Here is a 13,642-nt window from a genome sequence, read left to right as displayed (position 1 = left end):
CCTGCGTCGTTCCGGGGTCACCCGGGCGGGCAGGCCCGTCCGTCCGCACCGGGCCGCACGGCGTCCAGCTCCTCGCGCTCGGTGGCGAGCCCGGCGCCGGTGACCCACCGGTCCCCGTCCGGGCCCTTGGTGACCACCGCCCGCGTGCCGGGCCGCAGGTCCTCCCGGGCGTCCTCCGGGAGCACCGTCACGGCCGTGGGCGCGTCGGCGGCCTTCTGCCGCGGCATCCAGTACCGCTCGGCCTCCAGCACCACCTGGACGTGCCCGCCGGCCACCGGCCGCACGCTCACCACCGTGCCCTCGACGACCAGGCTCGCGCAGGCGGCGCCCCCGTCCGCGGCCGGGTCGGGCACGGCCGCCTTCTCGTCGGTCCCCCCTCCGGCGTCCGGCGCCGACTTGGCGGCGTCCGCCGTGGAGCCCGCGCCGAACCCGCCCGTCGCTCCGGCGTACATCACCCCCGTGAACGCGGCCGCCGCCGTCGTGAGTCCGGCGGCCCAGACCAGGGCGAACCGGCGCCGGGGGCGTCGGCGCGGCGCCGCGGGCACCGGCGAGGGCGCGGGCGGCGGCGTGGGCGTGGCGGATGCGGGGGCTGCGGGTGCGGGGGCTGCGAGTGCGGGCGGCGCCGGCGCGGCGGCCAGCGTGTCGCCGATGCCCCGCAGCGCCTCCCGGATGAGCCGCACGTCCGCCAGCGCCGCCTCGTGGGCGGCGCGCGCGGCGGGATCCGCGTCCGGCGGCGCCGGGTCCCCGTTCAGCACCGCGGCCAGCGGGTCGTCCTCGTACCCGGCGGACATCCTCACACCACCTCGTCCTCGTGCAGACGGGCGCGCAGCGCCCGCACCGCGCTGTGCAGCCGGCTCTTCACCGTGCCCTCCGGCACCCCCAGCTCCGCCGCGATGTCCCGGACCGCCAGATCGGCGTAGAACCGCAGGGTCACCACCTGCCGCTGCGCGTCGGTCAGCTCGTCCAGGCCGTGCGCCACGGACAGCTGGAGCACGCTGGAATCCTCGCCGGACGGCTGCTCCGCCGGCCGCAGCGAGGCCAGGCGCTCCCCGACCCGCTCCTGCCGGCGGCGGGCGCGATGCCAGTCCATCGCCCAGTTGGACGCCACCACGGCCGCCCACGCGGACACGTCGCGCGGCGCCTCCTTGCCGGCCGCGGCCCGCTCCAGCAGCCGCAGCCGCACATGCTGGACCCCGTCGGCCAGGTCGGCCTGGGGCACCCCGCCGAGCGCCAGCACCGCCCGCACCCGCCGCTCCTGCTCAGGCTCCAGCGGATCGGCGGGGTCTGCCCCCGCCGCGCCTCTGAACCGCACCCGTCCGCGCAGCACGCCGCCCCTCCCGTTGCGCCCTTCCCACCCCGTACGACGCCGGGAGCGGGAAAAACGTTCGCCCCGCCCGGAGAATGGTGTTCGTCACATCGCGGCGCGGCCCCCGCAGGGCTTCCGCCGCGGCTCGCGAACCACAGGATTCGTCCACGCGGCGGAGGGTAGGCGCCGCAGGATCGCCGCCGGACCGCCGTTCGTACCCTGTCCGACCTGCGAGAGGGCGGGCAAAGGATTGGACAGGCGACCCGGTGGCCGCCGCATGATGGAAACCGGTCACCCGCGCAGCACGGGACGCGCGGGAGGACCGCACACAGGACAGACACGTAAGGGAGTCGCACCGTGAGGGTCGGAATCGTCGGAGCCACCGGTCAGGTCGGCACGGTCATGCGCAGGATCCTCGCGGAGCGGAACTTCCCCGTCACGGAGCTGCGCCTGTTCGCCTCCGCCCGCTCCGCCGGCCGCGAGCTGGACGGCGTGACGGTCGAGGACGCCGCCACCGCCGACTACTCCGGTCTGGACATCGTGCTGTTCTCGGCGGGCGGCGCCACCTCCAAGGCGCTGGCCGAGAAGGTCGCCGCCCAGGGCCCCGTGGTGATCGACAACTCCTCCGCCTGGCGCATGGACCCCGAGGTCCCGCTGGTGGTGTCCGAGGTCAACCCGCACGCGATCGCGAACCGCCCCAAGGGCATCATCGCCAACCCGAACTGCACCACCATGGCCGCCATGCCCGTGCTGCGCCCGCTCCACGACGAGGCCGGCCTCGAGGCCCTGGTCGCCACCACCTACCAGGCCGTCTCCGGCTCCGGCGTGGCCGGCGTCGCCGAGCTGCACGGCCAGGTCCGCAAGGTCGTCGAGGAGGCCGACAAGCTCACCCACGACGGTTCCGCCGTGGAGTTCCCCGAGCCGGACGTCTACAAGCGGCCCATCGCCTTCAACGTGCTGCCCTTCGCCGGCAACCTGGTCGAGGACGGCCTGAACGAGACCGACGAGGAGCAGAAGCTCCGCAACGAGTCCCGCAAGATCCTGGAGATCCCCGGGCTGAAGGTCTCCGGCACCTGCGTGCGCGTCCCGGTCTTCTCCGGCCACTCCCTCCAGGTGAACGTCCGCTTCGCCCGCCCGCTCAGCCCCGAGCGCGCCGCCGAGCTGCTCGCCGAGGCCCCCGGCGTCGTCCTCACCGACATCCCCACCCCGCTCCAGGCGGCCGGCCAGGACCCGTCCTACGTGGGCCGCATCCGCCGCGACGAGACGGTGGAGAACGGCCTCGCGCTCTTCATCTCCAACGACAACCTCCGCAAGGGCGCCGCGCTGAACGCCGTCCAGATCGCGGAGCTGGTCGCCGCGGAGCTCTCCGCCGCGTAGCGGAGCCTCCGCCGACGCCTGTCACGCAGGGCGGTCACCCCCACGGGTGACCGCCCTGCGTCGTTTCCCGGGGTCGTCCACAGGCGGTCCGCCCGGTTCCTCCACAGGCCGGGGAACCTGATCGCGCGGAGCGGGAACCCCGTGGAAGGATGGCGCAACCTACGCATAACGAGGAGATGACCGCGTGCCTGGCACCAATCTGACCCGCGAAGAGGCACAGCAGCGGGCCGAGCTGCTCACCGTTGACTCGTACGAGATCGAACTCGACATCTCCGGCGCCCCGGAGGGCGAGACGACCTACCGGTCCGTCACCACGGTGCGCTTCACGTCCGCCCGGGACGGGGAGTCCTTCATCGACCTGGTCGCCCCCACCGTCCACGAGGTGACCCTCAACGGCGACCCGCTGGACCCGGCCGAGGTGTTCCAGGACTCGCGGATCGCGCTGCCCGGCCTTCTCGAAGGGCCGAACGTGCTGCGCGTGGTCGCCGACTGCGCCTACACCAACACCGGCGAGGGCCTGCACCGCTTCGTCGACCCGGTCGACGAGCAGACCTACCTGTACACGCAGTTCGAGGTGCCGGACGCCCGCCGCGTCTTCGCCTCGTTCGAGCAGCCCGATCTGAAGGCGACCTTCCAGTTCACCGTGAAGGCCCCGCACGGGTGGAGCGTGATCTCCAACTCGCCCACCCCGGAGGAGAAGGACGGGGTCTGGGCCTTCGAGCCGACGCCCCGCGTCTCGTCGTACATCACGGCACTGATCGCCGGCCCGTACCACTCGGTGCACAGCACCTACGAGAAGGACGGCCGGACGGTCCCGCTCGGCATCTACTGCCGCCCCTCCCTGGCCGAGCACCTCGACTCGGACCACATCTTCGAGGTCACCCGCCTCGGCTTCGACTGGTTCGAGGAGAAGTTCGACCTCGCCTACCCGTTCGCCAAGTACGACCAGCTCTTCGTGCCGGAGTTCAACGCCGGAGCCATGGAGAACGCGGGCGCGGTCACCATCCGCGACCAGTACGTCTTCCGCTCCAAGGTCACCGACGCCGCGTACGAGCGCCGCGCGGAGACCATCCTCCACGAGCTGGCCCACATGTGGTTCGGCGACCTGGTCACCATGGAGTGGTGGAACGACCTCTGGCTGAACGAGTCGTTCGCCACCTACACCTCGGTCGCCTGCCAGGCCGCCGCACCCGGCTCCCGCTGGCCGCACGCCTGGACCACGTTCGCCAACTCCGAGAAGACCTGGGCCTACCGGCAGGACCAGCTGCCGTCGACCCACCCGATCATGGCGGACATCCGCGACCTCGAAGACGTCATGGTCAACTTCGACGGCATCACCTACGCCAAGGGCGCCAGCGTCCTCAAGCAGCTGGTGGCGTACGTCGGCGAGGACGAGTTCTTCCGCGGCGTGCAGACCTACTTCAAGCGTCACGCCTTCGGCAACACGCGCCTGCCGGACCTGCTGGGCGCGCTGGAGGAGACCTCCGGCCGCGACCTGAAGAACTGGTCGACGAAGTGGCTGGAGACGGCCGGCATCAACATCCTCCGCCCCGAGATCGAGACCGACGACGCGGGCGCCATCACCTCCTTCGCCGTCCGCCAGGAGGCCCCCGCGCTGCCCGCCGGCGCCAAGGGCGAGGCGCTGCTGCGCCCGCACCGCATCGCGATCGGCCTCTACAACCTCGACGCCGCCACCGGCAGGCTGGTGCGCTCCGAGCGCCTGGAGCTGGACGTCGACGGCGAGCTCACCGCCGTCCCGCAGCTCACCGGCACCGCCCGCCCGGACGTGGTCCTGCTCAACGACGACGACCTGTCCTACGCCAAGGTCCGCCTCGACGAGCGGTCGCTGGCCTTCGTCACCGAGCACCTCGGCGACTTCGAGTCCTCCCTGCCGCGCGCCCTGTGCTGGGCGTCCGCCTGGGACATGACCCGTGACGGCGAGCTCGCCACCCGGGACTACCTGGAGCTGGCGCTCTCCTCCATCGCCAAGGAGTCCGACATCGGCGTGGTGCAGTCCCTGCACCGGCAGGTGAAGCTGGCGCTGGAGCTGTACGCGGCCCCCGCCGACCGGGACGTGCTGCTGGCCCGCTGGACCGACGCCACGCTGGCCCACCTGCGGTCCGCCGAGCCGGGCAGCGACCACCAGCTCGCCTGGGCCCGCGCCTTCACCGACGCCGCCCGCACCCCCGAGCAGCTCGACCTGCTGGAGGCGCTGCTCGCCGGGTCGGAGAGCCTCGACGGCCTCGCCGTCGACGCCGAGCTCCGGTGGGCCCTGGTCCAGCGGCTCGCGGCGACCGGCCGGTTCGACGAGGCGGAGATCGCCGCCGAGTACGAGCGCGACCGCACCGCGGCCGGCGAGCGGCACGCCGCCACCGCCCGCGCGGCCCGCCCGACGCCGGAGGCCAAGGCGCAGGCCTGGGCCGCCGTCGTGGAGTCCGACAAGCTGCCGAACGCGGTCCAGGAGGCCGTGATCGCGGGCTTCGTCCAGACGGAGCAGCGGGAATTGCTGGCGCCGTTCACGGCGAAGTACTTCGAGGCGCTCAAGGGCGTCTGGGAGTCCCGCTCCTTCGAGCTCGCCTCGCAGATCGCGGTGGGCCTCTACCCGGGCATCCAGGTCTCCGAGGACACCCTCGCCCGCACGGACGAGTGGCTGTCGTCTGCGGAGCCGGTCGCGGCCCTGCGCCGTATCGTCACCGAGTCCCGCGCGGGCGTCGAACGCGCCCTGCGCGCGCAGGCCGCCGACGCGGCAGCCGCGAAGTAGCCCGGCAGGGCGCCCGGGCCTCCGGGCGCCCTGCGCGGAGCGGTCCGGCCGGTGGGCGCCCGGAACCACCCTTCCCCCACCGTCCGGACCGCCCGCCCACCCGCAGCACCGGAGCCGGGCGGTCGTCAGCTTTCCGGGACCGGTGGCTTTCCGGGGGCGGGGCGGGCGTCGGCCTTCCGGCCCGGCGGCCTTCCGGCCTTCCGGGGGCGGGGCGGCCCTCTGGCCTTCCGGCCTTCCGGCCTTCCGGCCTTCCGGCCTTCCGGCCTTCCGGCCTTCCGGCCTTCCGGCCTTCCGGCCTTCCGGCCTTCCGGCCTTCCGGCCTTCCGGGCGGGCGGGCGTCGGCCCGAGGACCTTCGGCCTCCGGTGGCCCTCGGCCTTATGGGACTGGTGGCGTTCGGGACGGGCAGCCTTCCGGGGCGGGCGTCAGCCCCAGGACCTCCGGCCTCCGGTGGCCCTCGGCCTTATGGGACTGGTGGCGTTCGGGACGGGCAGCCTTCCGGGGCGGGCGTCAGCCCCAGGACCTCCGGCCTCCGGTGGCCCTCGGCCTTGTGGGACTGGTGGCCTTCGGGACCGGCGGCCTTCCGGGGCGGGCGTCGGCCCGAGGACCTTCGGCCTCCGGTGGCCCTCGGCCTTGTGGGACTGGTGGCCTTCGGGACCGGCGGCCTTCCGGGGCGGGCGTCGGCCCGAGGACCTTCGGCCTCCGGTGGCCCTCAGCCTTATGGGACTGGTGGCCTTCGGGACCGGCAGCCTTCCGGCGCGGGCGTCAGCCCCAAGACCTCCGGCCTCCGGTGGCCCTCAGCCTTGAGGGAAGGCCCCCAGCCAGGGGTAGCCCCCGGTCAAGGGCCCAGCCAGGGGCAGCCCCCAGGCGCCCCCCCGGCGGGGGCGCCCTCCGGTCAGGGGCGGTGCCCCCGGGGCCCCGTGGGGGCGGCGTCCGCGGGCCGGGGCCGCGTCACGCGGCGGCCGCGTCGCACTCCTGCGCCCGCAGCGCCCGGGCCAGGTCGTCCCGTGCCTCGAGCACCAGGCGCCGCAGCGCCGGAGCCGCCGCCTCGTGCGCGGACAGCCACGCGTCCGTCGCCTCCAGCGTCGCGTGCGAGTCCTGGAGCCACGGGTACAGCCCCTCCACCAGGTCCTTGCCGATCTGGATGGACCGCTCCGCCCACACCCGCTCGATCATCGCGAAGTACTTCTCGCCGTACGGCGCCAGCAGCCCCCGCTGCGAGGGCTGCGCGAACCCGCCGATCGTGGCCTCCACCAGCGCGTTGGAGAGCGCGTCGGACTCCACGACCGCGGCCCACGCCTCCGCCTTGACCTCCTCCGACGGCCGCGCCGCCAGGCACCTCACCTGCCGCCGCTCACCCGAGGCGGTGTTGTCCCGCGCGCGTTCTGCGGCGAGCACCGACGCGTCGGCGAGCCCGTTGGCGGCCAGCGGCTCCAGGAAGTCCCAGCGCAGCTCCTGGTCGATCTCCAGGCCGTCGATCTTCCCGGTGCCGTCCAGCAGCCCCCGCAGCAGGGCGAACTCCGGCTCCCCGGACGCGACGGAGGAGAGGAACCGCGCCCAGGCGAGCTGGTGCTGGCTGCCCGCCGCCGCGGCCCGCAGCTCCCGCAGCGCGCCCTCGGCCAGCAGCCGCTCGCCCTCCGGCCGCCACACCGGGGCCGCGTACCGCACCAGCGCGGTCCGCGCCCAGGCGTGCAGCATCTGCAGCACGCCGATCTCGCTCTCCCCGCCCGCGAACCGCATCACCAGGGCGGCGAACTCGCGGGCCGGCAGCAGGGCGTCGCGGGTCATGTTCCACAGGGCCGACCAGCACAGCGCCCGGGCCAGCGGGTCCGTCAGCGAGCCCAGGTGCTCGCGCAGCGTGGCCAGCGAGGTCTCGTCGAAGCGGGCCTTGCAGTAGGTGAGGTCGTCGTCGTTGACCAGCACCAGGTCCGGGGCGTCCGCACCGGCCAGCTCGCCGACGACCGTACGGGCCCCGGCCACGTCCGCCTCCGCGCGGGCGTAGCGGACCAGCTCGCCGCCGTCGACCCGGTAGAGGCCGATCGCGACCCGGTGCGGACGCAGCGTCGGGTGGGACTCGGCGGCCTCCTGCAGCACCGCCAGCTCCCCGATCCGCCCGTCGCCGTCCAGCAGCACCTGCGGCGTGAGCGCGTTGACCCCGGCGGTCTGCAGCCAGGCCTTCGCCCAGGAGGTCATGTCCCGGCCGCTGGTCTCGCCGAGCACCGACAGCAGGTCGCCGAGGCGCGTGTTGCCGTAGGCGTGGCGCTTGAAGTAGCGGCGCGACCCCTCCAGGAAGGCGTCCCGGCCGACGTAGGCCACCAACTGCTTGAGCACGCTGGCGCCCTTGGCGTACGTGATGCCGTCGAAGTTGAGCTTGGCGTCCTCCAGGTCACGGATGTCCGCCGTGACCGGGTGGGTGGACGGCAGCTGGTCGGCCCGGTACGCCCACGCCTTGCGGCTGTTGGCGAAGCTGATCCAGCCGTCCGTGAAGCGGGTGGCCTCGACCAGCGAGAAGGTGCCCATGAAGTCGGCGAAGGACTCCTTGAGCCACAGGTCGTCCCACCACTCCATGGTGACCAGGTCGCCGAACCACATGTGGGCCATCTCGTGGAGGATGGTGGTGGCCCGCCGCTCGTAGGCCGTCCGGGTCACCTTGCCGCGGTAGATGTACTCCTCGCGGAAGGTCACCATGCCGGGGTTCTCCATGGCGCCGAGGTTGTACTCGGGCACGAAGGCCTGGTCGTACTTGCCGAACGGGTACGGGTAGTCGAAGTGCTCGTGGAAGAAGTCCAGGCCCTGCTTGGTGACCAGGAAGACGTCGTCGGCGTCGAAGTACGGCGCCAGGCCCTTGCGGCACATGGCGCCGAGCGGGATCTCCAGCCGGGTCCCGTCGGGCAGCTCCCGGCTGTAGGAGTCGGTGACGTGGTGGTACGGGCCGGCCACGACCGCCGTGATGTAGGTGGAGATCGGCTTCGTCTCCGCGAACCGCCACACGCCGTCCGAGAGTTCGCCCGCGCCGTTGCTCCACACCGTCCAGCCTTCGGGGGCGCGCACCTCGAACCGGTAGGGCGCCTTCAGGTCGGGCTGCTCGAAGTTGGCGAAGACGCGCCGTGAGTCGGCGGGCTCGTACTGCGTGTAGAGGTAGACCTCGCCGTCCTCCGGGTCGACGAAGCGGTGCATGCCCTCGCCGGTGCGCGAGTAGGCGCACTGCGCGTCGACGACCAGCTCGTTCTCCGCCGCCAGGTCCTCCAGCTGGATGCGCCGGCCGTCGAAGACGGCGCCCGGGTCGAGGTCGCGTCCGTTGAGGGAGAGGGCCGTGACGCTCGGCGCGATCAGGTCCGCGAAGCTGCCGGCGCCCGGTTCGGCGCAGCGGAAGCGGATGGTGGTGACGGAGCGGAACGTCCGCGGTCCGTCGCCGGTGGCCTCGCCGAGGGCGGAGCGCAGGTCGAGCGACACCTCGTAGGAGTCGACGGACAGCAGCGCGGCCCGTTCGCGGGCCTCCTCGCGGGACAGATTCTCACCGGGCAAGGGTCGTCTCCTCCGGGTCTGGTCATCTGTGAATGATCAAGGGATGTGGTGATCGGCGATGATCCTCCCACGGGGCGGAGGGAGGGAGCATGCGGGAATTGACCCGTGCGGCGGCGTGTTGGCGCAGAGGAACCGAACGACTTCCGCACCCGAGGAGCGCCATGCCCGAGACGACGTCCGAGACGACCTCCGCCAGGACCCCGGTGGACTTCTGGTTCGACCCGCTGTGCCCCTGGGCCTGGATGACCTCCCGCTGGATGCTGGAGGTGGAGAAGGTCCGGGACGTCGAGGTGCGCTGGCACGTGATGAGCCTCGCCGTCCTCAACGAGGACAAGCTGGACGAACTCCCCGCCGAGTACCGGGAGATGCTCGAGAAGCAGGCCTGGGGCCCGGTGCGGGTGGTGACCGCGGCCTGGCAGAAGCACGGCGAGGACGTCCTCGGCCCGCTCTACACCGCGCTCGGCACCCGGATACACAACCAGGGCGAGGGCGTGGGGCGTGAGACGGTCGCGGCCGCGCTGGCCGACGTCGGCCTGCCCGCCGAGCTGATGGAGTACCACGACCAGGGGGACTTCGAGTTCGACGCCCAGCTGCGCGCGTCGCACAAGGAGGGCATCGACAAGGTCGGCCAGGAGGTCGGTACGCCGGTGATCGCGGTGCCCGGCCCGGACGGCGAGCAGATCGCCTTCTTCGGACCGGTCGTCACCCCCGCCCCGCAGGGCGACCAGGCCGGGCGGCTCTGGGACGGCACGGTGGCCGTCGCCTCGGTGCCGGGCTTCTACGAGATCAAGCGCACCCGCACCAAGGGACCGGACTTCTCCAACCTGGTCTAGGGCCGCGCGCGGGAGACCGGCCGCCCCGCCGTCCGTGTGAGAAGACGACCGCGGCGGGGCGGCCCGGCGATCCCTGCCGTCACCTTATTGCAAAGGCTTCGCAGAAGGCGGGTCCGCGTACGGGAAAGGCCCCGGCTCGACCGAGCCGGGGCCTTTCGCCTGGGTCGCTCGCCGTCCGGTCAGCGGCGCTCGAGCAGCTTCCAGACGGTGGGCAGCACGCCCATGGCCAGCGCGGCCTTCAGCACGTCGCCCAGCAGGAACGGGGTGAGACCCGCGGCGATCGTCGCACTCGCCGAGAGGTCCAGGGCGAAGGACAGGTAGGGCAGGCCCAGCGCGTAGATCGTCGCGGAGCCCAGCAGCATGGTCCCGGCCATCCGCAGCGGCGTGCGGTCGGCGCCGCGGCGGGCGAGCGCGCCCACCATGGCGGAGGCCGCCACCATGCCGAAGACGTACCCGAGGGACGGGGCGGCCGCGCCCGAGGCGCCCTCGGCGAACCACGGCATGCCCGCCATGCCGGCGAGCAGGTAGACCACCATCGAGAGCAGGCCGCGCCGGGCGCCCAGCGCGCTGCCGACCAGGAGCACGGCGAAGGTCTGGCCGGTGACCGGAACCGGGGAGCCGGGGACCGGCACGGCGATCTGGGCGGCGACACCGGTCAGCACGGCGCCGCCGACGACGAGCGCGGCGTCCCGGACGCGGGAGGCGGGCAGCAGGTCGGCGAGGACCTGCCCGGAGCGGGCGGGGGCGGCGGCGGTGCTCATGGGTCTCTCCGCGGGATGGTGGTCGGCTGGGGGGAGGGGCCGGCCGATCCGGACGAATCGACCGCGTGACGAACTTGTTCGAACACGACGACGCTATCCCAGGGCGTTCGGCGGCATCACCGTCCGTGCTCGACAAAGCCCGGAACGACGACGTCGTGGGTATCGCACAAATTACCTGCCCCACGCCTCGACGGAGAGTGACGCTGCTCACGCCGAGGGCTTGTAGGAAGTCGCCAAATCCGTCCGCTGGGTGAGCGGAATCTCACGCTCCGAATTGTGGTCGTTCGCATTCCGGTCGAACCCGCCGGACCCGGCCGGTGTCGGTCAGACTCGCTGCCATGTCACGCACCACCCCGAAGGCCGCGACGGTCACGGAGACCCCGTCGTCCACCACCGCGGCCCCCGCGTACGACCCGTCCGCCCCGGAGTCCGGCTCCCTCGGTCACGGCCTCAAGCAGCGCCACCTGTCGATGATCGCCCTCGGCGGCGTGATCGGCGCCGGTCTGTTCGTCGGCTCCGGCGCGGGCATCGCCGCCGCGGGACCGTCGATCGTGATCGCCTACGCGGTCTCCGGGCTGCTGGTCATGCTGGTGATGAGGATGCTCGGCGAGATGTCCGCCGCCTACCCCTCCTCCGGCTCCTTCTCCACCCACGCCGAGCGGGCCATCGGCCCCTGGGCCGGCTTCACCTCCGGCTGGGCGTTCTGGGTGATGCTCTCCACCGCCGTCGGGCTCGAGGGCATCGGCGCGGCGAAGATCGTCACGGGCTGGCTGCCCGGCACCCCGGAATGGATGTGGGTCGCCCTCTTCATGGCGGTGTTCACCGGGACCAACCTGGCCGCCGTGAAGAACTTCGGCGAGTTCGAGTTCTGGTTCGCCGCCCTCAAGGTGGCGGCCATCGTCGCCTTCCTGGCGCTCGGCGTGCTCGCCGTCGCCGGGCTCCTGCCCGGCAGCGACGGGACCGACGGCGCCAACCTCTCCGAGATCATGCCGGGCGGGGTGCACGGCCTGATCATCGGCCTGCTGGCCTCCGTCTTCGCCTACGGCGGCATCGAGTCCGTCACCGTCGCGGCCGCCGAGTCCGAGGACCCGGTGCGGGGCGTGGCGAGCGCCGTGCGCACGGCGATGTGGCGGATCGGCCTCTTCTACATCGGCTCCATGGCCGTGATCGTCCTCCTGGTGCCGTGGGACTCGCCGGCGCTGGTCGAGAAGGGCCCGTACGTCGCCGCCCTGAACACCCTGGGCATCCCCGGGGCCGGCCAGATCATGAACGTGGTCGTGCTGATCGCGCTGCTGTCGGCGATGAACGCCAACACCTACACCGCCTCCCGGGTCGCCTTCTCCCTGGTCCGGCGGGGCAAGGGCCCCAAGGCCCTCGGCCGGGTCACCGGCGGGGTGCCGCGGGCGGCCGTGCTGGCCTCCTCGGCCTTCGGGTTCCTGTGCGTGCTGCTCAGCTACTGGCGTCCGGACGACGTGTTCGCCTGGCTGCTCAACATGATCGGCGCGGTCATCCTGGTGGTCTGGCTCTTCATCGCCGCCTCCCAGCTGGTGCTGCGCCGGCGGCTGGAGCGCGAGGAGCCCGCCCGGCTGACGGTCCGCATGTGGGCCTTCCCGTGGCTCACCTGGGTCGCGGTGGCCGGCATCCTGGCGATCTTCGCGCTGATGCTGCTGGAGCCGGGCACCCGTGTCCAGGTGCTCTCCACCGGCGCGCTGACCCTGGTCCTGGCCGCCACCGGGTACGTCTCCCAGCGGCGGGACGGGCGCGCGTCCGCGTAACGGCGTGACGCCCGCGGCGGCGTCGGCCGAGGGCTCTCCGCCGATACCGGGCGGGGAGCCCGCCGCGGCGCCGACCGAGGGCTCCCCGCCCGGTATCGGGCACCTGTTCGCGGGAACATGGCGGAACGGTCAGCGTTCCTCGACGGGCCTGTAACAGCGGTCCGGTGCTGCTCCGTACGGGGGAAACAAGGGGACATGACGCACGACTTCCCCGTGAACCCCTTGCTCTCCTCCCGTCCCACCACCCCCTCGGGCGCGCACCTGCTCGTCACCGCCGCGGAGCTGCGCGCCCACGGCGTGACGCCGGCCCAGGCCGGGGAGCGGTGCCGGCCGGGCGGGTCCTGGCAGCGGCTGCTGCCCGGCGTCTACCTGCTCCGGCAGGGCGCGCCGACCGGGGAGGAACGGCTCCACGCGGCCCTGCTCCACGCCTCCCGCCGGAGGTCCACCGCGCCGTCGCCCGAGGAACGGCGCGAGAGCACCGCCGTCCCGGTCCAGCCGGGGCGGGACGACCCGCCGCACGCGGACGCGGTGGTCACCGGCCTGGCCGCGCTGGCCCTGCACGGCTTCACCTCGACCCCCGCGCTCTCCCGGATCGACGTCGTCGACGTCCTGGTCCCGCGCGCCCGCAGGGTCCGCTCCACCGGGTGCGCGCGCGTGGTGCGCACCGCCCGGATGCCGGTGCCGGACGTCGCGGCCGGGGTGCCGGTGGCCCCGGTCGAACGGGCCGTCGCCGACGCGGTGGCCCATCTGCCGGAGGACCCCGGCACCCCAGGCAGCGGCACCCTCACGGTCCGGCGGCTGTTCGGCGAGGCGGTCCAGGACGGGCACTGCGAGGCCGCCGCGCTGCTGCGGGAGCTGCGCCGGGCGCGGCTGACGGGGCGGCCCGGGGTGACGGACGCCATGGAGGTCCTGGTGGCCGAGGGGCGCACCGCGGCGGAGGAGCGGCTGTACCGGATGGCCTGGGAGCACGGGCTGCCCGACCCGGTGTGGAACGTCGAGCTCCGGCTGCCGGACGGGCCCTCGCTGGGGGTGGTGGACGCGTACTGGCCGGAGCGGGCGCTGGCCGTGGAGCTCGACGCGCCGGGGGACGCCGGGAAGCGGGAGCGGCTGGAGCGGATCGGGGTCACGGTGGTCCGCGTCCCCCGGGTCCGCCTCACCACCGCCCAGGGCATGGAGCACCAGGCCGCGCTGATCCGCACCGCCCTGACCGCCGCCCTCGGCCACCACCCCTCCTCGCCGCTGCGCGTCCTTCCCTGCTGACCGCCGCCGCTCACGACGGGACCCCCGCCGCCCGGGCGGGCGGCGG

9 protein-coding genes are annotated in these 13,642 nt (G+C 73.6%); 5 read left to right on the top strand and 4 right to left on the bottom strand.

Annotated elements, in window-relative coordinates:
* Nucleotides 1-17: 17 nt before the first annotated feature.
* Both GBN72_RS20215 and GBN72_RS20210 read right to left on the bottom strand, forming a co-directional pair.
* Nucleotides 18-791: a hypothetical protein gene (locus tag GBN72_RS20215; RefSeq protein WP_151773238.1), complete on the bottom strand. Its 774-nt coding sequence runs from the start codon at nucleotides 789-791 to the stop codon at nucleotides 18-20.
* Nucleotides 792-793: 2 nt separating this feature from the next.
* Complete coding sequence (locus GBN72_RS20210; RefSeq protein ID WP_151773237.1) at nucleotides 794-1,327, bottom strand: RNA polymerase sigma factor; 534 nt, start codon at nucleotides 1,325-1,327, stop codon at nucleotides 794-796.
* Nucleotides 1,328-1,663: 336 nt separating this feature from the next.
* On the opposite strand from GBN72_RS20210, the gene GBN72_RS20205 reads away from it, so the two are divergent.
* Nucleotides 1,664-2,683, top strand: coding sequence for an aspartate-semialdehyde dehydrogenase (locus tag GBN72_RS20205; protein WP_151773236.1), 1,020 nt, complete (start codon nucleotides 1,664-1,666; stop codon nucleotides 2,681-2,683).
* A 184-nt stretch (nucleotides 2,684-2,867) separates the two neighbouring features.
* Nucleotides 2,868-5,444, top strand: a complete 2,577-nt coding sequence (gene pepN, locus GBN72_RS20200) for an aminopeptidase N (RefSeq protein WP_151773235.1) — start codon at nucleotides 2,868-2,870, stop codon at nucleotides 5,442-5,444.
* A gap of 949 nt (nucleotides 5,445-6,393) precedes the next feature.
* On the opposite strand, the gene pepN (GBN72_RS20195) is transcribed toward pepN (GBN72_RS20200), so the two are convergent.
* On the bottom strand, nucleotides 6,394-8,967 hold the full coding sequence (gene pepN / locus GBN72_RS20195; protein WP_151773234.1) for an aminopeptidase N: 2,574 nt from the start codon (nucleotides 8,965-8,967) through the stop codon (nucleotides 6,394-6,396).
* A 161-nt stretch (nucleotides 8,968-9,128) separates the two neighbouring features.
* On the opposite strand from pepN (GBN72_RS20195), the gene GBN72_RS20190 reads away from it, so the two are divergent.
* Entirely contained in the window at nucleotides 9,129-9,800 is a 672-nt protein-coding gene (locus GBN72_RS20190; RefSeq protein WP_151773233.1) for a mycothiol-dependent nitroreductase Rv2466c family protein, read from the top strand.
* 179 nt (nucleotides 9,801-9,979) lie between these two features.
* On the opposite strand, the gene GBN72_RS20185 is transcribed toward GBN72_RS20190, so the two are convergent.
* Nucleotides 9,980-10,561, bottom strand: a complete 582-nt coding sequence (locus GBN72_RS20185) for a biotin transporter BioY (protein WP_151773232.1) — start codon at nucleotides 10,559-10,561, stop codon at nucleotides 9,980-9,982.
* Between the two features lie 338 nt (nucleotides 10,562-10,899).
* On the opposite strand from GBN72_RS20185, the gene GBN72_RS20180 reads away from it, so the two are divergent.
* Both GBN72_RS20180 and GBN72_RS20175 read left to right on the top strand, forming a co-directional pair.
* On the top strand, nucleotides 10,900-12,336 hold the full coding sequence (locus GBN72_RS20180) for an amino acid permease (RefSeq protein ID WP_151773231.1): 1,437 nt from the start codon (nucleotides 10,900-10,902) through the stop codon (nucleotides 12,334-12,336).
* A gap of 195 nt (nucleotides 12,337-12,531) precedes the next feature.
* Nucleotides 12,532-13,596, top strand: coding sequence for a hypothetical protein (locus tag GBN72_RS20175; protein WP_151773230.1), 1,065 nt, complete (start codon nucleotides 12,532-12,534; stop codon nucleotides 13,594-13,596).
* Nucleotides 13,597-13,642: the final 46 nt, after the last annotated feature.

This window comes from Streptomyces abyssomicinicus, from assembly GCF_008974245.1.
GTDB lineage: Bacteria > Actinomycetota > Actinomycetes > Streptomycetales > Streptomycetaceae > Streptomyces > Streptomyces abyssomicinicus.
Note: the sequence above shows the minus strand (reverse complement) of the source record. Positions and strands in the feature narration are given on the sequence as shown.